We start from the raw sequence: 19,026 nt of genomic DNA, 5'->3' as shown, positions 1-19,026 counted from the left end.
GGTCTCCCATCGAGCGAGTGCTCGCTGAAGTCTTGGGGTATCGGGTCATCGTCGGTTAGAAGCCGAGGTCGACCGAGAAGAAGAACGAGCGGGTGGGCGGGAACGGGGCGAGGTCGACGAAGCGCACGACGTAGGCACCGCCGTTGTTCACTTCGGGGTCGAAGCCGTTGTAGCCCGAGATGATGAAGAGGTTGCGCGCGGAGAGGCTGAAGCGCCCCGAGCGGGCTCCCGGCACCACCGACCACCAGCTCTGCGGCAGGTCGTACGAGACGTTGATCTCGCGGATCTTGGTGTACGAGCCGTCCTCCAGGTAGATGGCGGTGTTGCGTCCGCCATTCCACGTGTTGTAACGCCACTCACCCAGCGGCACGCCGGCTTCGGGCGACGGATCGTCGTAGTCCCACGAGTTGCCGCCCTCGTCGAAGAGGTTCTTCGTCATGTTCGACAGCGTCCCGCCGTGGCGGTAGTCGATGAGCATGTTGACGTTGAACCGCTTGTAGTTGAAGTCGTTGGAGAACGACATCACGTAACGCGGGTTGGCATCGGCGAGCGGGACCTGCGTGGTCTGCACGCCGTTCACGAGCCCGTTCCCCCAAATGGTGGAGACGGTGTGTCCGGGGGTGTAGAAGAGCTGCCCGTAGGCGTTACCGAAGCCACGCGCGGCGGTGTTGTCGCGGAACGGCTTCACCCCTTCGGGGAACGACGTGATCTCGGCCTTGTTCTGGTACCAGGTGGCGCGCGAGGTCCACTGGAAGTTGCTCGTCTGCATCGGCACCGTCGTCACGCCGAGCTCGACGCCCGTCGCCTTCATCTCGCCGCCGTTGACCGTCGTCGTGGTGATCCCCGACGAGGGGGCCAGGGTGGGACGGACGAGGAGGTCGACGATGCTGCGGTCGTAGTACGTCGCCTCGAGGCGGACGCGGTCGCCCAGGAAGCCGGCGTCGACGCCGTACTCGATCTCCTTGAGGCGCTCGGGCTTCACGCTGACGTTCCCGATGGTCCCCGGAATGCCGTAGCCCGCAGCGCCCTCGATGAGGCCGTAGCTGGCGAACGTGAGGTCGCGCTCGCCGAAGTTGGGCTGGTTCCCCGACTCGCCGTAGGCGGCGCGGACCTTGACCTCGGTGACGCCCTTGACGGGCGCCAGGAAGCGGTACGACCCGCTGATGCGCGGGAAATAATAGACCTGGTCGCGATCGGCGTTGACGCTCGAACGCTCACCGCGCACGGCGCCCGAGAGGTACAGGCGCTCGTTGAACATCAGGAGCTCTTCCTGGGCGAAGAACGCCTGGTTGAGGATGAGCGTCTGGCTATGCGACACCGAGGTATTGGCCGCGCCGGCCGCGTTCTTCTGCGCCGGGCCCAGGCCGCGCCCGATGAGGTTGTAGTCGTTGCTGCCGCGGCTCTCGTACTGCACGCCCGCCGAGGTGGTGGCGTTCATCCACGAGAAGGTGCTGTTGTTCCACGTCCCCGAGGCGGTGACGTTGGTGAACAGGTTGGTGCCGTTCCCCTGGATGATGGTGCCGGGGAACTGCCCGCCCTGCACCGTCCCCGCGCGCTGGAACTGCAGCTCGGACGGGGCGTAGAGGTAGTTCTCGTTCGAGAAGCGGTCGGCTCCGGCCTGCAGCGAGAAGTTGACGTTGTTGGTCGCCGTCGACATCGCCGCGTAGTTGATGCGGCTGGAGAAGATCTGGCGATAGACGTCCTCGTTGTTGAGGAGGAGGTCCATCGTCTGGAACGGGTTCGACGTGCTCTTGGTCGCCGGGAACGGGTTCAGCACATAGCGGCCCGCGGCGTCCTTCTGGCGCAGGTCGACGACGGCCGGGGTGTAGCCGAAGGAATAGATGGGCGACGACAGCGCGTTGTCGTTGTTGGAGATGCCGCGCTGCGAGAACGAGCGCAACAGGTTGGCACCCAGGCTGACGGTGACCTTGCTCCCGAGGGCCTGGTCGAGGTTGGCGCGCAGCGACTGGCGGCGGGACCCGGTGTTGTTGATGACGCCCGCTTCCTGCTTATCCATCCCCGAGAAGAAGTAGCGCGTGTTATTGATGCCCCCGGTGAGCGAGACAACGCTCTCGAACGACGGATCGGTCTGGCCGTACAGCTCGCCCTGGTAGTCGAAGTAGGGGCACTTCGGGTTGCAGGCGGCGGTGGCGGCGGCGGTCGCCTCGGCGCCGAGGCCCAGGGCCGTCAGCTGGTCGAGCGACTGGAACTTGCGCGAGCCGAGGAGGCGTTGCGCCTGGAAGGTGCCGACGCGCTGCGTGAAGTTCACGCGCGGCGCGGTGGCCGAGCCGCGCTTGGTGGTGATGACGACGACGCCGTTGGTGGCCATCGAGCCATAGATGGCGCTGGCGGCTGCCCCCTTGAGGACTTCGATGTTCTCGATGTCGTTGGGGTTGATGTCGGCCAGGCGGTTGGTCCCGTTCTCCTCGCCCGAGTTGAGCGAGCCGGTCACCACGGCCATTCGGTTGGAGCGCACGGCGTTGGAGATGATGACGCCGTCAACGACGAACAGCGGCTGCGAGTTGGCGATGAGCGACGAGGCGCCACGGATCTGCACCTGGCCGCCGCCGCCCGGGGCGCCGTTGTTCATGTTGATGCTGGCGCCCACGACCTTGCCCTGCAGCGCGCTCTCGAGCGCGGGAGCCGGGACGCGGGCGAGCTCCTCGGAGTTCACCGCCGCCACGGCGGTCGCCGCGTTCTTGCGCTCGATGGTCGTCGCGGCGCCGGTGATCGTCACCCCTTCGATCTGGAGGACGTCCTTCTCGAGCGAGAAGTCGGCGGTGCTCTGTGACGCCGAGACGCGCAGCGTCTGGCGCTTGTAGCCGATGGCGCGCACCTGAACGGTCACGTCGCCGGCCGGGACGCGGAGCCGATATTCCCCGCGCTCGTTCGTGCGTGCGCCGCCCACCGCGCCCACCGTCCCGACGATGGCATCCTGGAGCGGGGCGCCGGTGCCGGCGACCGTCACCTTCCCGGTGACTTCACGCGTTTGCGCTCGCGCGCTCGTCGGCATGACGAACGTCGCAAGCAGTGCTGCTGCTACGACAAAGTACCTTCGCACAAAGACCTCCCGTTGAAGGGGGCAAGTTGAAAGACCCCCGCACTCTCCCGGCGGACTCGCGTTGACGAAGCGATGCCGGTGCACGGCTCATCACCGTGCCGTACGCGGTTTGCGTCACGTTCATGCGGGTGGCAAAACCTCAATGTGCGCGCTCTAAGAGTCAAGAATCCCGTGATGAATTAGCGAGTCTTGACGTGCGCCTTGACACGGCTCGTCCCTGCGCAGTGCATGGCGACCGTGGTCTGACCGGTAGGGGCCGGCTAGCGGCGCAGCTCCTCCGGGAGCCGCTCGAGCAGGGGGCGCAGCTCCGCCGCCCGGTCGAGCGTGGTCACAAAGGTGACTCCCGGGAGCGACACGACGAGCAACCCTTCCACGCCGTACAGCACGACGGACGCCCCCTCGGCGTGGACCACGTTCCCGGTCGCGTCCACGAAGTGCACGTCGCCCACGCCCCCGTTCCCGGCGTCGTCGAGCTCTCGCGCACGCCTGAGCGATGCCCAGGTGCCCACGTCGTCCCAGCCGAAGTCGCCGGGGACGACGACCATCCGCTCGAGCCGCTCGAAGAGGCCGCGTTCGAGCGAGATGGCGTTCACGCGGTCGGCCAGCGCCGTCACGTCGATGGGGAGCGGGCTGGCGAGGAACGCGGCGACCTCCGGTGTGTGGCGCGCGAGCGCCTCGAGCACGACGTTGGCACGGGCCAGCGCGATCCCGCTGTGCCACATCGCCCCGCCCTCGCGCAGCGCCGCGGCGGTCGCGGCATCCGGCTTCTCCACGAAGCGCTCCACCAGCGACGGCCCTCCGGACTCCGGGGGGAAGTCGATGGAGAGCGGGGCCCCCAACTCGAGATAGCCGAAGCCGACGTCGGGGCGCGACGCGGCAACGCCCAGGGCGACGACGAGATCCTCGCGGGCGGCGACCGCCGCCCCGTGCCGCAGGCTGTGCCGGAACGATTCGGGGAAGGCGATGGCCAGGTCGGCGTGCATCGCGCACAGCAGGGCGTTGGGGCCCGCGCGACGCGACACCTCGCGCGCTCCCCACGCCAGCGACGCCGCCGTCCCCAACGGACGCGGCTCCACCAGCATGTTGCCGGCGGGGATCTCGGGGATGGACGCGTGGATGGCCGGGGCAATATCGGCGCTCGTCAGCACCAGGATGCGCTCGGCTGGGACGAGCGGATGGAGCCGGGCGACCGTGTCGGCGATGAGGGGGCGGTCCCCCACCAGCCGCAAGAGCTGCTTGGGGCGCTGCGGCGACGACAGCGGCCAGAAGCGCGACCCGATCCCGCCCGCGAAGACGACGGCCCACATGGCGGTGTCGAACGCCAGCTGCTCCGACGCCGCCAGCTGCTCGGCGGGAAGCGTCCCTGCCGCGCCGGTGGTCGCGGCGGAGGTCCAGTCGCCGTGCGGGGAGTCGCCCATCGGCATGTGCAGCGCGGGGTAGGTCGTGACGTGGCGGCGGGAGGGTCGCTCCCTCCCTGAGGACGGACTGGAAGATAAACTATACGGGACGGCTTCCTCCTCCCACCACGCCCCATCCTCCGTTGCCCAGCCCCCCGATCCCGTCACCCCGGCAGTTGGGAGAGGTCGACCTCGAGTCGGTCTTGCGCGACCCGGGGCGCAAGCAGGGCTTCGTGACGCCGATGTTCGAGCACATCGCGCCGCGCTACGACGACTTCACCCGGCTGTTCAGCTTCGGGATGGATGCCGCGTGGAAGGGGGAGCTGCTTCGTTGGCTGTCGGCGTGCGCCCCGGGACGATGCGAGATTCTCGATGTAGCGTGCGGGACCGGCGACCTGGCGCTGGGCGCAGCGGCGCTGCGCCCGGAGTGGAGGGTGCGGGGGGTGGACGCCGCCGAAGGGATGGTCGCACGCGCCCGCGCACGGGTCGCCGTCGCCGACCGGGCGCGCCTGCGGTTCGAGGTCGGTGACCTGACCCGACTGTCGCTCCCCGATGCTTCGGTCGACGTGATCCTGGCCGGCTACGCCCTCCGCAACGTCCCCGACCACGGTGCCGCGCTGATCGAGCTGCAGCGGGTGCTCCGCCCCGGGGGGGCCCTCCTCACCCTCGATTTCTACCGTCCCGCCTTCGCCCCCTGGCGTGCCCTCTTCCTGGGATACTTGCAGCTGGCAGGCGGGGCCGTGGGGTGGTGGTGGCACCGGGCACCCGTCATCTATGCGTACATCGCGCACTCCATCCGCGGCTTCACCACCGCGGACGGATTCTCGCGCTCGCTCGACCAGGCGGGGTTCACCGTCGTGCGCCGGCGCGACTACCTGCTGGGGGGGATCGCCCTGCACCACGCCGAGCGGCGTTAGGTACGAGGCCCGTCGCCGATTCGGGGCGTGCCAGGCGCCGCGTGGCCCCTGCGCGGAGAGCCGCACCACTTGCCGCCGCGTTCGCGCGACCCCCCGATCGGGCGCCGCGTGCCTACCGATCGGGGAACCGCGCCGGCTCGCCGATCGCCACCGCCAGCGCTGCCCGAGCCGCGACGTACTTGGCCTCGAGGGCGAGGCGCTTCAACTCCTCGTCGATCACCTGACGCTCGCGCGCGTTCACGAGGAAGAGCGTGCTCTCGCCATTCTCGAACTTCCGCTGTTCGCCATCGCGCAGCAGCCGCGCCTGTGCCGCGGCCTGTCGCTGCCACCGGATCAGGGAGTCGAGGGCAGACAGGTCGTTGGCGGCCGTGGTCACCGCAATCCCGACGTCGCGCCTCACGAGTGCGAGCTCGAGTCGTTGTTGCTCGAGCTTGCCGGCGGCGGCGGCATACTTGCCCCGTTCCTTCAGCGCCAGGAGCGGGACCTTGAGCGCCCCGCCCCACTTGGCGTCGGCCGAAGCGCCGACGGCATCGCCGAGCGCGCCGACCCCTTCCTCGCGCGCAGCGAGCGGGGCGTACGTCAGCTCGGCCGCGGGAACCCACACCTGCTGCACGGCGAACAGGCGCTCGGCCTCCGCCTGTCGCACCTTGGCCGCCGCCTTGCGTAACGCCGGATGGTGCCGTTCGGCGACGGCCAGCCACGACGCCACCCGCGCCGAGTCCACCGGTTCCACCGCCAGCCCCACGATCGACGGGACGGCGCGCGGGTCGAGGGCGACCGGCGCGCCGTCACCGTCCCACAGGAATCCCTCGATGACAACCGACGCATTGCGGTAGTCGACGGACGCCTCGAGCGCCTGCACCTGTCGTCGCTGCAACTCGAGCCGGGCCTCGATGGTGTCGATCGCGGCAGCATCACCCTCCTGCACGCGCCGCCGCACGGCGGCGAGCCGGAAGTCGGCCAGCGCCACCGCCTCGCCGGCCAGGCCACGGCGCCGGTGCGCCTCGTACCAGTCGCCGTACAACTTGGCGGCGGTGAGCAGGAACTTGTTGACCTGCGCCGCGCGCTCCCCGGCCGCATAGTCGCGCAGGGCGCGCGCCTGCGCCACCGCGTTGCGGCGCTCGTCGGTGACGAGGCGCTGGCCGATGGGAATGCTCACCCCGGCCGAGAGGAGTCCCCCGCCCGGGGTGCGACGGTCGGGGGAGGCATAGCGCCCCTCCGTCCGCTCGTACCCGAGCTTGATGTCCACGCCTAACGGGGTCGGGATCTCGAGTCCCGCCTCGAGGTAGTCGTAGTATCGCGTCCCCCCGAACGACTTGCGATCCCAACCGGCGGAGAGGGTCGGGTCGAAGGCGCCACGCGCCTGGCGGAGGTCGCCCTCGGCGATCGCTTCCAGGAGGCGCGCCTGCCGGACCACCGGGTGATGCGTGGCCACCGCACGGTAGAACTCCTCGAACGTCAGCGGCACCGCGCTGTCGGGCTGCGCCATGGGTGCACGGGGCGCCCCCTGCGCGGCGATCAGCACGAGGGTCAGGACCGAGATCGCATTCATGTCTTCCCTCCCGCGGCTTCCTTCGCGGCCGCGCCGCCCTGCTGCACGCTCGGCGGGAAGCCGTTCAGCACGCGCCACAGCTCGAACCAGACGCGCACCTCATCGAGCATCGCCCACCCCAGCACTCCCGACCCGAAGCGCACTTCCGGCGGCCAGGGGTCGTCCGCCGGATCGGGGACGACGAGGACGCGATAGCTCCCATCGGGACTGTTGGTCAGGTCGATCACGCGGATCACCCCGCCGAAGGTCCCGACCGAGACGCTTGGCCAACCGGAGAACTGGAGCGCGGGCCACCCGTCGAATTGCAGCCGTACCTTGCGCCCGGGGCGCAGGAGCGGGACGTCCATCGGCCGCACGAACAGTTCCACCGCCTGCTGCGGATTGTCGGGCATCACGGTGAGGACGGGATCACCCTCCTTCAGCTGCTCGCCGATTCCCGATCTCACGGCCCGTACCACGTAGCCATCCTGCGGCGCGACGATCCGGTACATCCCGGTGCGAACGGCCAGCGACGCGACCTGGTTCTCCAGCTTCGACACCTCGCCGTCGCCCTCGCCGATCTCGGCCCGGGTGGCGTTGAGGTCGGACGTCGCCTTGGCGGTCTTCTCCGCGTAGTCGGCGCGGACCCCCAGGAGCTCGACGCGAGCGGTCTCGAGCTCCTGGCGTTTCTCCACGAGCTTGGCGGTGGCCGACTGTGCCTTGGTCAGGGAGCCCTCGACCTCCGCCCGGGATTTGAGTCCCTCGTCGAAGAGCCGCTGGTTGCGCGCGAGCTGCTGCGCGGCGACGACCGAGTCGGTCGTGGCCGCCTGCAGCGCGGCCTCGTACTGCGCCACCCTGTTGCGCCCCTTGGCGAGGGCGAACTCGCGCGATTGCTCCAGCGCCTCCACCTGGCGCCGGAGGGCGTCGACCTTCGCGCGCTTGGCGGCGACCGCGACCCGCTTCCCGGCGAGCATCTCGCGGTATCGCTGCAGCGCGTTGGGGTCGAGGTAGCCCTCCTTGACCTCCGAGATCTCGACCAGGAGCGCACCCCGCTTCACGTAGTCGCCCTCGGCGACGTGCCACCTCTCGATGCGCCCGGCGATGACGGTGGGGACGACCTGCGGGCGGTCTTCCGGGCGGAGCGCGGTCACCGTCCCTTTCCCTTGCACGTTCTGTTGCCACGGGAGGAAGAGGACGATGGCGGCGAGGATGGCGAGGCCTCCGAGGATGCGCGTCAGGCGGTGATGGCGTTCGGCGCCATTGAGGAGGCGCGCCGCCGTCAGCGGCGCGAAGTTCACGTCGGAGGACGTCGCCCGGTCGCCCATCAGTTCAACACCAGTTCGCGGAAGTACGGATCGTTCGCGCGCAGCGCGTCGAACGCCCCGTCACACGCCACCATGCCATCGCGCAACACGACGACGCGGTCGCACGCCTGCAGCACCCGGGCATCATGCGACACGGTGATCACCGTCCACGACGCATCGCGCCTGAGGAGGCGGGCCAGCAGGTCGCGCTTCACCGGGGGGTCGAACACGTCGAAGACATCGTCGAGGAGGAGGAGGCGCGGGCGCCCGGCCAGGCAGCGCGCCAACGCCACCTTGCGCGCCACCTGCGAGGGGAGGGCGCGCCCATCCGACGCGATCGGGGTCCGCAGCCCCTCCGGCTGCTCCTGCACCCACGAGTGGAGACCGACCGCCGCGACGGCATCGAGGACGTCCTCGGTGCGCACCCACGAGCGTCCCATCGCGATGTTCTCCTCGACGGTGCCCTCGAAGAGGGCCACGCGGCTCCCGCAGTGCGCCACGAGTTCCCGGGCGCGCATGCGGTCCAGCTCGCGCAGCGAGACCTCGTCGTAGGTGATGACCCCCGCATACGAGTCGAGCAGGCCGCCGATCACCGCGAGCAGGGTGGACTCGCCGGCCCCCTCCACGCCGGTGATGGCGACATTCTCCCCCGGGAATGCCTGGAGCGACACCCCGCGGAGCACGGGACGATCGCTCCCGGGATAGCGGAAGGTGAGGTCCCGCACGCCTAACGCGATCCCGTTCGGATCGGCGATGGGCGGGGGGACGAGCCCGGAGGCACGCTCCACCGGGAGGTCGGTGACCTGCCCCGCCTTCTCCACCGCGGTGAGGAGGTCGTAGACGTCGGCCAGCCCGAGGATCGCCTTCTCGACCGCGAGCAGGACCGCGACGATCACCAGTTCGGAGGCGACGAACTGCCCGAGCGAGATCGAGCGATTGACCACCAGGATGCACCCGAGGACCAGGACGCCGCCGCTGATGAGCGTCTTGAAGATCACGAAGGCCCACGACTGCCGCATCACGACGCGGAAGTGCGCCTGGCGGTACGCGAGGTAGCCGGTGACCCGCTCGTCGAGTCGCTCGACCGGGAGTTCGCCGCGCCCGGCGAACTTGAACGCGGTGAGGTTGCGCGACAGCTCCTGGAGCCAGTGCGCCACCTTGTACTTGTACTTCGATTCCCGGAGCGAGGTCTCGAGCCCCCGAGGTCCCGACCACCAGAAGATCGCCCCGAGGGTGACGAGGAGGAGCAGCCCGAAGAGGGAGAAGTAGGGGTGGTAGAAGGTGAGCAGGATGACGCCGAAGAGGACCTGCAGGAGGGCGGCGATCCAGTCGGTGAGGAGCTTGGCCAGCGTCTTCTGGATCATCTTGATCTCGAAGAAGCGGTTCATCATCTCCGGCAGGTCCACCTCGCCGGCGGCGTCGAGCCGGAGCCGCGGCAGGAGGGTCCCGACCTCGAACGCGTACCGGGCGAAGACCCGCTGCTGCACCGTCTCGACGACCGACAGCTGCATGATCTGCAGCCCGCCGTTGGCCAACGTCCCCAGGATGACGAACGAGATGAGGAGGACGACCGGCTGGAAGAGCATCCCCCCCGACACGAGGCCGATGATCGCCTGCACGCCGAGCGGAAGGGCGAGACCGAACAGCCCGGCGAGCGCGGCGTAGACGTACACCACGCTGATGAGTCGGCGCTCGTGTCCCAGCAGCTGCAACAAGCGCCGGACGGGCGACGCCGGCCCCGCGGTTCCCCCGCCGTCGCCGTCGGGCGGCGGGCTCACGGAGGGCCCGACCGCCATCGGCACGAGCACGTCGACCTGCATGGTCCCCAGGCGCGCGCCGAGCGAGTCGATCGTCGTCAGCTGCGCCGGGCGCTCGTCCCCCGCCTCGGTGATGTGCACCTCCCGGAGGGCACTCCCGCCCGCTCGGTCGATCAGGAGCAGGGTGTACGGCGGGCGCTCGCCAAGGACGAGCACCATCGGGAGGGTCCCCCCGTCCAGCATCGCGCGGAGCTCCGTCCACCCGGCGCGGCGCCGGAGGTACGTGAGGTGGTGCTCGCGACCGACTTCGACGATGTGCTCGGCGAGCGCCGTCGCTGACGGCGCCTCCGGGGCCCGCCGCCGGCGTGCGACGACCACCGATCGCGGGTCGACCGGAACGTGCAGGGCACGACAGACCGCCGTCGTCACGGCCAGCGCCTGACGAGTCAGCATGAAACTGGAGGACGCGAGGAAGGTTTCCGTGGCCCGGTAGTCGGGCTCAGCCAGCGACGAAACGCGCCGGCCCGGGAAAAGGATCCCAGCGGATCGTGGTCAGCGCGAGCCCGGCGAGGCGACCCTGTCGCGGCCGCTCCCCACTGCGGTGGGAGGAGCATCGCTCGCGGCGGGGAGGGTGAAGACGAACGTCGTCCCGACGCCGGGGGTGCTCTCCACGGCGATCGCCCCCCCGTGCGCCTCGACGATCCCACGCGCGATGGCCAGCCCCAGCCCCGTCCCCACCGTCCGCGATTGGCGGCGCGCGTGCCAGTACCGGTCGAAGATGCGCGGGAGGTGCTCGGGGGGAATCCCGCACCCGGTGTCGCTGACGCGCACGCGAACGAGGTCACCGTCGGTCTCTCCGCTCACCAGCACCCGCCCGCCGCGCTCGGTGAACTTCACCGCATTCCCGAGGAGGTTGGCCAGCACCTGCTCGATCCGCATGGCATCGACATCGATGTCCGGCAGGATCGCGGCCAGTTCGCGCACGAGCGCCACACCGCGCTCGTCGGCGGACTCGCGCACCATGTTGAGCGCCGCGTCCACGATGGGGGCGAGCGATTCCCGATGGCGATGCACCTTCAGTCGCCCTGACTCGATGGTCGAGACATCGAGCAGATCCCGGATGAGGCGCTGCATCAGGTGGGTGGACTGCAGGATGGCGTCGGCCAGTTCCCGTCGCGCCCCGGCATCCTCGGGGGGACTGTCGAGGAGGACGCGGGCACACATGGAGATGGCGCTCAGGGGATTGCGCAGGTCGTGCGAGACGACGCCGAGAATGTCGTCGCGCGCGGCGGTGGCCTGCTGCGACGTCTGGTAGAGCCAGGCGTTCTCGATCGCGAAGGCGGCGCGATGCGACAGCTCGTCGGCGAGGGCCAGGTCGTTCTCGTCGAAGTCGCGGCCGGCATCGGTCGAGACGAGGGTGAGCGCCCCGAGCACCCGCTCGCGCGCCACGAGCGGGAGGGTGACGAACGCATGGATCCCCAGCGCCGCGACGTCGTCGAGACGAGGGTCGCCAGCGGCATCGATGTCCTGCCAACCCGGCGCGAGACGACGACGCACCACGCATCGCCCGTGCGTCAACACCTCCTGCACGGGGAACGGCCAGTTGGACGGCGTTGCCCGCCCGCGCTCGAGCGCCCGCAACCGCTTGGTGCGCTCCGGGTCGTCGTGCACGCTCACGAGCGTGCGCGCCTGCGACTTGCCCTCGACGATGTCGAGGACGCAGCAGTCGGCCAGGTACGGAATGGCGAGGTGCGCGACGCTTCGCAGCGTCGAGTCGTAGTCGAGCGACGTGGCGAGTACCCCCCCGGCACGCGCCAGGAAGCGCTGGCTCTCCTCCGCGCGCACGCGTTCGCTGATGTCGCGCAGGACGACGGTATAGAGCCGCGTCCCCGCCATCTCGAGGCGTGAGATCGATGCCTCGGCCGGAAACTCGCGCCCGTCGCGGCGCAGCCCGAAGATGGCCCGTCGCTCGCCCATGCGGCGCGCCACATCGGCGCCGTGGCTGAAGTCAGAGACGTGTCCGTCGTGGGCCGCCCGGTAGCGGGGCGGGAGGAGACGCGACAGGTGCGTCCCCCGCACCTCCGACTCGGCATAGCCGAACACCTGCTCGGCGCCGTGGTTGAAGTGCAGGATGTGCTGGTGCTCGTCGATGGTGATGATCGCATCGGCGGCGATGGCGAGAATCCCCTCGAACTTGGCACGCGAGGCCCGCAGCTCGCGCTCGATCTCGCGCCGTCGTCCCAGCTCGCGAAACAGCAGCCATGCCCCGGCGAGCGCGATTGCCGCCGAGACGAAGGCGAGGACGAAGGCCGTGCGGCGCAGGTCGTCTCGCAACCCGGCGCTGGCGGTGGCCGCCTCGGCAAGGAGCAGCGTCCCCGCCACCACCAGGACGGCGAGGGCCAGGAGCAATACGATCCGCGTCGGGGAAAAAAACGTCCGGTTCACTCGGCAGCGGGGCGGCGGTCAGGGCCGGATTGCCATCCTCCAATCCCATACCCAATCGTCTCATCCATTCCGGGGAAAGGCAAGCGCGCGCCTCGTTGTTCCCTCCCCCGCCGCGACCGCATCCCCAATGCTCCCGCCGGCCGTCAGAACACCCGGACGTTCACGTACTTCTTCGGGTTCCGCTTCATGTCGACGATGAGGCCCTGCAGCTCACGCAGCGTCGAGTCGGCGCTGCGGTAGAGCGACGGGTCGTTCACGAGGAGCCCCAACGACCCCTCGCCACGGTTGATCTTGGCCATGACCGAGTCGCTGTTGGCCACGAAGCGGTGAATCCGTTCCTCGGATTGCCCCACGCGCCCCGAGATCTCGAGCAGGCGACGGCTGGTTTCCCGCAGCTCCCGGGCTGCAACGGCTGCGTCTTCGACGATCTGCCGCACCTCGCCGCGTGCCGTCGAGGAGTCGACGCGTGCCGAAATCGCCTTGACGTCCCGGGACGCCGAGACGAGGTAGTCCACGCCCCGGTTCACCTCGCTCGACATGCTCCTGACGTGCTTGGACTCCTCCTTCACCGTCTCGGCCAGCGCGGCGGAGAGTTCGGCGAAGTTGCGGATGGACGAGCGCAGCTCGCGCGCGGCGCGCTCGTCGAACGCGACCTCGACCCGCTCGGCCACCGAGGCGACGTCACCGGCGATGCGCCCGGCGACCGCCGTAAGTTGGGCGATATCGGGGAGCGTGGCACCGGGGAGCCGGCCGCCGCCGCGGTCGGCCTCCGCGATCTGCCGGGCGACGTTCTCGTCACGAGGGAGACCATCGCGTCCCAGGATCGTCGCCTGCCACTCGCCGAAGAGCGACGACTCGTTGAGGAGGACCACGGGATCGGGCGGGAGCTCCACGTTCGGGTCGATGCGCATCCGCATCTCGACCCAGCCGCTGGGAGCCAGCTCGAGCGCCTCGATGCGCCCCGAGCGCACCCCTCGCAGGACCACGTTGGCCCCCACCTTCACGTTCCCCACGTCACGAAAGCGGGCGACGAGGGTGCGCCGCTCGCGCCCGATGTCGGACTGGTTCACCCAGAGGATGGCCGCCGTGATGATGACCGTGGCGGCGACGATGGTGAGCCCCACGATGAAGTCGTTGGTTCGTTTCATGACGTGCGCCCCAGGAGCCAGACCACGGCCCAGAATGCGTCGAGCACGAGGATCATGACAGCAGAATACACGACGGCGTTGGTCGCCGCTCGCCCGACCCCCTGCGCGCCTCCCTGCGCGTTCATCCCGTGCAACGACCCGATGATGGTGACCGCGGTGCCGAACGACGCCGACTTCACCAGGCCGTAGCGCACGTCGAAATCCTGGAAGAACAGCCGCATCCCGCGAACGAAGTCGTGGGACGAGAGGTCGAGGAGGGCGATCGACGCGACCCATCCCGCGCCCACCCCGACCACCATGGCCAGCGCCACAACCACCGGGAACATCACCGTCCCGGCCAACACGCGTGGCACCACGAGGAAGGCATGGGGATCGTACGTCAGCGTCTCGAGGGCATCGATCTGCTCCGTGACGCGCATCGTCCCGAGCTCGGCGGCGATGTTGGCCCCGACGCGCCCGGCGAGCGCGAGCCCCGTGAGGACCGGCGCCAGCTCCATGGTGATCGTCTTCTCCACCAGCGTGCCGACGAAGTACAGCGGCACGGCGCCGGTGAAGGAGTAGCTTGCCAGCAGGGAGAGTACGATGCCGGTGAAGACGGCGATGAAGAGGGCGATCGGGAGGGAGTCGACGCCGAGAATGCGCGCCTGGTCGGTGGCCACCGGCCCCCACGTGCGCACGTCGCGCACGGCCCGGATGGTCTCGCCGATGAATCGTCCCGCGCGCCCCGCCCCCTCGAAGGACGCGCGGGCGCGCCGTCCGACCCCTTCGAGCAGCTCCCGAAGCGAACGACTCATCCCGCGTCCCTCCATGGGCGCCCCACGACGCGAGGCTTACGGCTGCGACAGCAACCCCAGTCGAAGGGCAAACTGCACGTAGTCGGCGCGATGCGACAGCCCCAGCTTCTCGTTGATGCGCTGCTTGTAGGTATCGACGGTCTTGGGGCTGATGAACAACCGCTCGCCGATCTCGGGCGCCGAGTAACCCTGCGCCGTCAGCCGCAGCACGTCACGCTCGCGCTCGGTCAGCTTCTCGAACCGCTCACGATCCACCTGGTGCGGGTCCTTCTTGGTGAGCCCCTTGGCCAGCACGCGCGCGGCGGTGGGGCGCACATAGACATCGCCCTTGGCCACGGCGCGCACGGCGTCGACGAGCTCGCGGTCCGCGGCGCTCTTCACGAGATATCCGGCCGCTCCTGCCTCGAGCAACGGGACCAGGTAGTCCTCCTCGGGGTGCATCGTGAGGATGAGGACCCGGGTGCTTCCGCCCTTGGCGACGATCTCCTTCGTCGCCGTCGTGCCGTCCATCCCCGCCATGGAGAGGTCCATCACCACCACGTCGGGGTTGAATCGGTCAACCAGCGCGATGGCCTCGCGACCGTCCTTGGCCTCGCCGACGACGTCGATGTCCTTGGCGGTCCCGAGCACGGCCTTGAGCCCGGCGCGCACCACGGTGTGATCGTCCGCCAGCACCACCCGAATGAGATCAGAAGTCATCCACGCCTCATGGCTACCGTTGAGTCCCTGCCGCCTCCCCCGGAACCACCGCCGCCGACGGCGCATGGTGGGGGATGCTCGCAATAATACGTGTCCCACGCCCCGGCGCACTGTCGACCTCGAGCGTCCCGTTCACCAGGGCCATTCGCTCGCGCATGGTGAACAGCCCCATGCCCGGGCGACGGCGCTCGGCTTCGTCCGGCCGGAAACCTACACCATCGTCGCGAATCTCCAATCGCGTGATGCCGCCGCGGACCGAGGCGTGCATCAGGACCGACGTCGCGTTGGCGTGCCGCAAGGCGTTCTTGAGCGCCTCCTGGGCCACCCGGTACAGGACAGACGACACGGAGGGGCCGACTCCCGCGGCCGAGTCCTCGACGACGACCTCGACGCGGATGGCCCCCCGCGATTCCGCCTCGCGCGACAGGTGCTGGAGCGCCGCTCCCAACCCCAGGTCGTCGAGCACGCGCGGGTGGACGGTCTGCGAGAGCAAGCGCACCTCGTCGAGGACGTCGCCGGCGATGCGCCGAATCCGCTCGAGGCGCTCGAGCGCCCCAGGATCACCGGTCTCGCGGGTAACGACACTCAACTCCATCAGGAGCGCGGCCAGCGATTGCGCCGTGGAATCGTGCAGCTCGCGGGCGATGTGTGAACGTTCCTCGTCCCCGGCGCTGATGAGGCGCGCGGTCAGGTCGCGCAGGCGGGCGCGATCGGCCGTCAAGCCGTCGAGCAGGGCGTTCGTTGCCTCGCCCACGCGCCGCAAGCTCCCGTCCGCCAGGAGCGACCGCGGGACGCGCGCCGACAGGTCGCCTTGCCAGATTCTCCGGGCAGTCTCCTCGAGATCGGAGAGCGGACGCAGCGCGAGGGCAACGAGTGCCAGGTTCACGACGACGCTCCCCACCATCCCCACCCCCAGGATCACGAGGTAACGGTTGTCGGCGGCGCCACCGCGGTGCAGGACGACGGCCGCCACCAGCGCGGCCACGACGATGACGGCGTTGGCACCGGCCAGCTTGACGGCGAGCGGCACGCGAAGCGCCGCGCCGACCCACGCCGGGAGCTTCCGCACCTCCGCCCCCGACGCTGCGGGAGCGCTGGGCGGTGCGATTCCGTCCATTGGCGACATGGTCGTAGACAGTGCGTGATCCCTGAAGGCGAACGTGCGTCCGTTCGCGACGGCGCCGAGATGTGCCGTTCGACCGGCCCCCCTCGGCGCGCGACGTCGGATGGCGGAGGAGGAGCGAGGCGTCGAAGTCGTCGCACGCCCCCACCGCTGGGCCCGCATTATGGTGTGCGGGAAAGTCAGGCTTTGTCGGGTGTCGTCGGATTATCCCCGCAGGAACCGCCCACACCGTGTGCGGGAACGCCCGACATTCCGCCACGCGGTCGGGGTTTCCCGCGCCAAGTGTCAGCAGGAGCGTGAGATAGCTCGGCGTCCCCCCTGACAGATTCGGCTCCGCTCGCGTCCGAACTTGCCTCGTACACCGTACCGATCCACCAACACCGACTGCCTCGGAGGCGGACATGATCGACGCGCCAGCGTCCGCGGAATCGATGCGCCACTCCCCCAACGGCAAGGATCCGCTCGCGCTCATCCCGGCCTTCGCAGGGACGCCCCCCACCTGGTGGAGGACACTCCCCTGGTCGGTGACGCGAAGTGGAGACGCGCTCCTGCTGCGCGCGGAGCAGCTGCAGGACGAACTGCTTGGCGATCCAGCGAACCGGGAAGTGCTCCTGGCGTGCGGCGCAGTGCTCGCGAACCTCAAGATCGCGGCGCACCATCTGGGACACGACGTCAGGATGGAGCTCTTTCCCGACGGAACGGGGTCACCGATCGTCGCGCGTCTGACAGTGGGTCGGGAGGTATCTCCGGGGCGGGAAGATGAGGCGCTCTTCGACGTCCTCGAACATGGGGTGCGGTCGCTGGCCCACGGCGGGACGAGCGTCTCGCCGGCGCTGGTCGCCATTCTCAGACACGGGGCGAGGTCGGAAGGGGGATGGCTGGACGTCGTTTCGGACGACGCGCGGCGCGCCATCGTGGGAGATCTCGAATCGGAAGCGGTCGCGATCACCGACGCCGAGCGCAGCGCGCGGCGACTCCTGTCCGCTCGATACGGGGCCGGGACGCTGGGGCCACAGTTCGCGCTCGGGGGGGCGCCGGCGCTGGGTGAGCTGCTGTACACGCTCGGCGCGAGTGTCCAGCCGGTAAATGAGTGGAGTGCCGGGCGCGCGGCCAAGCTGCGCGAGAGCGCGCTCGAGGCTCCCCTCCTCGCGGTGCTGGGGGCCACGGATGACACCCCCAGGGGATGGTTGCGAGCCGGCGCCGCGCTGCAGCGCGTCCTGCTGCACGCCAGCGTGCAGGGGCTCAGCGCGACGTTCCTCAACGAGCCGCTGCGTCACCCCCTGCTACGCGATGCGTTGCGCTCCGTCCTGTTTGCCGATGGCGCCCCCCAGGCGATCGTGCGCTTCGACTTCTCGTCGGCGGGATCGGCGCGCGACGCGCATCGGCGTGGGGGGAGGACGGCAACAGCCGCCTGAGGTGCGAGCGACCGACGAGCAGCGCTCGGCATGACCTCGACCCCACGGCGCCGGCGATTGCCGGCGCGCGTCGTCGGCGCTAGCGTCACGCCATGACGAGCGCGCTCGTGATTCGCCTGGCCATCGCCGCCCTCGTGGGGCTTGCGGTGGGGATCGAGCGGGAGTGGTCGGGGCATGGCGCCACCGGCCCCGAGCCTCGCTTCGCGGGAGTGCGCACCTTCCTCCTCATGGGGGGGACGGGCGGGATCGCGGGGTGGTTGCTGACGATGGACTACACCGCGATCGCGGTCGCGCTGGTGGCGGGAACGTCGCTCCTGGCCGCCGCCGCCTACTGGGCGGCGGCACGCGAAGGGGGAGCCGCCCTGGACGGGACGACCGAGGTCGCGGCGATCCTCGTCCTCGGCCTCGGCGTCCTGGCGGGGATCGGTGAAACGGCGGTTGCCGGCGGCGCGGGGGCGCTCGCCGTCCTCGCGCTGTCGGAGAAGGACGCGATTCGTGCCGCCATCGCGCGCCTGGATGAAACCGAGATGCGAGCGGCGCTCCAGTTCGCCGTGCTCTCCCTCGTGGTCCTCCCGGTGCTGCCGGACAAGGCGTACGGTCCGCTCGGGGGGATCAATCCACGCACCCTGTGGGGGGTCGTCCTGATCTTCTCGGGGCTCTCCTTCGTCGGGTTCATCGCCCGGAAGCTGGTGGGAGACTCCCGCGGCTACGGCGTCACCGGTGCGTTGGGCGGACTCGTGTCGTCGACCGCGGTGGCGCTGCAGTTCTCACGGCTCAGCCGCGAACGGGCCGCCCTGTCCACGCCGCTCGCCGTCGGCACCGTGGCCGCGACGACCGTCCTGGTCCCGCGCATCCTCATCCTCTCGTACCTGCTGAACCACGAGGTAGCCGTCGCCCTCCTGCCGTACCTGGGGCCGGCATTCCTCGCCGGCGCCACGATGGTCACCGTGCTCCTGGTGCGATCGGAGGCAAGCCATCACGACGGTGTGGACGAGTTCGTGGAACGCAACCCGTTGGGGCTGACGACATCCATCAAGATGGCGCTCGCCTTCCAGGCGACGCTGATGCTGATCGAGTTCGTGCGCGCGCAGTTTGGCTCGAACGGCGTGCTCGTCTCGGCCGCACTCCTCGGCTTGTCGGATACCGACGCCCTCACGCTCTCCATGAACCGGCTGGGGCGCTCCACCGGGGCGGTTGCCCTCGCGGCGGAGGCGATTGCGGTGGGGGTCAGTGCCAATGCGCTGGTCAAGATGGTGATCGCCCTGGCGCTCGGTGGCCCGGCGTATCGCGTCCGGGCCGTCACCGGGCTGGGGATCCTGCTGGCGCTGGGGATCGGCGCGATCGTCCTCATCAATCGTTAGGCACCCGGCGGCCGGGGGCGCCTGCCGGCGGCGAGGGGGCGGCGAGGGGGCGGCGGGTGCGGGCGGCGGGTGCG

General features: G+C 69.9%; 13 protein-coding genes. 3 read left to right on the top strand and 10 right to left on the bottom strand.

What is annotated here, in order from left to right; genetic code table 11:
- Window positions 1-55 precede the first annotated feature (55 nt).
- Window positions 56-3,013: a hypothetical protein gene (locus ABS52_05635; GenBank protein ODT04298.1), complete on the bottom strand. Its 2,958-nt coding sequence runs from the start codon at window positions 3,011-3,013 to the stop codon at window positions 56-58.
- A 308-nt stretch (window positions 3,014-3,321) separates the two neighbouring features.
- Window positions 3,322-4,485: a hypothetical protein gene (locus tag ABS52_05630; protein ODT04297.1), complete on the bottom strand. Its 1,164-nt coding sequence runs from the start codon at window positions 4,483-4,485 to the stop codon at window positions 3,322-3,324.
- A gap of 149 nt (window positions 4,486-4,634) precedes the next feature.
- Here ABS52_05630 and ABS52_05625 point away from each other — a divergent pair, with 149 nt between their 5' ends.
- Window positions 4,635-5,375, top strand: a complete 741-nt coding sequence (locus ABS52_05625; GenBank protein ODT04296.1) for a hypothetical protein — start codon at window positions 4,635-4,637, stop codon at window positions 5,373-5,375.
- A 112-nt stretch (window positions 5,376-5,487) separates the two neighbouring features.
- Here the strand turns inward: ABS52_05625 and ABS52_05620 are convergent, their stop codons facing one another.
- The 8 genes from ABS52_05620 to ABS52_05585 form a co-directional block, all read right to left on the bottom strand.
- Window positions 5,488-6,927, bottom strand: coding sequence for a hypothetical protein (locus ABS52_05620; protein ODT04295.1), 1,440 nt, complete (start codon window positions 6,925-6,927; stop codon window positions 5,488-5,490).
- Window positions 6,924-8,231, bottom strand: coding sequence for a hypothetical protein (locus tag ABS52_05615; GenBank protein ODT04294.1), 1,308 nt, complete (start codon window positions 8,229-8,231; stop codon window positions 6,924-6,926). Before ABS52_05615 ends, ABS52_05620 begins: the two co-directional genes overlap by 4 nt.
- The gene (locus ABS52_05610) at window positions 8,231-9,988 is read right to left on the bottom strand and encodes a hypothetical protein (GenBank protein ID ODT04325.1); all 1,758 of its coding nucleotides are present in this window, start codon (window positions 9,986-9,988) and stop codon (window positions 8,231-8,233) included. The genes ABS52_05615 and ABS52_05610 overlap by 1 nt, the downstream gene beginning before the upstream one ends.
- A gap of 531 nt (window positions 9,989-10,519) precedes the next feature.
- A complete protein-coding gene (locus ABS52_05605; protein ODT04293.1) occupies window positions 10,520-12,376 on the bottom strand; it encodes a hypothetical protein in 1,857 nt (618 codons plus the stop codon).
- Window positions 12,377-12,555: 179 nt separating this feature from the next.
- Window positions 12,556-13,560: a hypothetical protein gene (locus ABS52_05600; GenBank protein ODT04292.1), complete on the bottom strand. Its 1,005-nt coding sequence runs from the start codon at window positions 13,558-13,560 to the stop codon at window positions 12,556-12,558.
- Window positions 13,557-14,369 (bottom strand): hypothetical protein, encoded by an 813-nt coding sequence (locus ABS52_05595; protein ODT04291.1) that lies wholly within the window; start codon window positions 14,367-14,369, stop codon window positions 13,557-13,559. The genes ABS52_05600 and ABS52_05595 overlap by 4 nt, the downstream gene beginning before the upstream one ends.
- Window positions 14,370-14,390: 21 nt before the next feature.
- Window positions 14,391-15,053, bottom strand: coding sequence for a hypothetical protein (locus ABS52_05590; protein ID ODT04290.1), 663 nt, complete (start codon window positions 15,051-15,053; stop codon window positions 14,391-14,393).
- A gap of 13 nt (window positions 15,054-15,066) precedes the next feature.
- On the bottom strand, window positions 15,067-16,122 hold the full coding sequence (locus tag ABS52_05585; protein ODT04289.1) for a hypothetical protein: 1,056 nt from the start codon (window positions 16,120-16,122) through the stop codon (window positions 15,067-15,069).
- 455 nt (window positions 16,123-16,577) lie between these two features.
- Between ABS52_05585 and ABS52_05580 the strand changes: the two genes are divergently transcribed.
- Together ABS52_05580 and ABS52_05575 are read left to right on the top strand one after the other, a co-directional pair.
- A complete protein-coding gene (locus ABS52_05580; protein ODT04288.1) occupies window positions 16,578-17,591 on the top strand; it encodes a hypothetical protein in 1,014 nt (337 codons plus the stop codon).
- Between the two features lie 92 nt (window positions 17,592-17,683).
- A complete protein-coding gene (locus ABS52_05575; protein ID ODT04287.1) occupies window positions 17,684-18,952 on the top strand; it encodes a hypothetical protein in 1,269 nt (422 codons plus the stop codon).
- The last annotated feature ends 74 nt before the right edge of the window (window positions 18,953-19,026 follow it).

It is taken from the genome of Gemmatimonadetes bacterium SCN 70-22 (genome assembly GCA_001724275.1).
GTDB lineage: Bacteria > Gemmatimonadota > Gemmatimonadetes > Gemmatimonadales > Gemmatimonadaceae > SCN-70-22.
The sequence above is the reverse complement of the archived record's forward strand: the minus strand, read 5'-3'. Positions and strand labels throughout refer to the sequence as shown.

Excerpts from the sequence above, each read along its gene's own strand:
- ABS52_05635 (ODT04298.1), bottom strand. The coding sequence starts at position 3,013 with ATGCCGACGAGCGCGCGAGCGCAAACGCGTGAAGTCACCGGGAAGGTG.
- ABS52_05630 (ODT04297.1), bottom strand. The coding sequence starts at position 4,485 with ATGCCGATGGGCGACTCCCCGCACGGCGACTGGACCTCCGCCGCGACC.
- ABS52_05620 (ODT04295.1), bottom strand. The coding sequence starts at position 6,927 with ATGAATGCGATCTCGGTCCTGACCCTCGTGCTGATCGCCGCGCAGGGG.
- ABS52_05615 (ODT04294.1), bottom strand. The coding sequence starts at position 8,231 with ATGGGCGACCGGGCGACGTCCTCCGACGTGAACTTCGCGCCGCTGACG.
- ABS52_05600 (ODT04292.1), bottom strand. The coding sequence starts at position 13,560 with ATGAAACGAACCAACGACTTCATCGTGGGGCTCACCATCGTCGCCGCC.
- ABS52_05595 (ODT04291.1), bottom strand. The coding sequence starts at position 14,369 with ATGGAGGGACGCGGGATGAGTCGTTCGCTTCGGGAGCTGCTCGAAGGG.
- ABS52_05590 (ODT04290.1), bottom strand. The coding sequence starts at position 15,053 with ATGACTTCTGATCTCATTCGGGTGGTGCTGGCGGACGATCACACCGTG.
- ABS52_05580 (ODT04288.1), top strand. The coding sequence starts at position 16,578 with ATGATCGACGCGCCAGCGTCCGCGGAATCGATGCGCCACTCCCCCAAC.
- ABS52_05575 (ODT04287.1), top strand. The coding sequence starts at position 17,684 with ATGACGAGCGCGCTCGTGATTCGCCTGGCCATCGCCGCCCTCGTGGGG.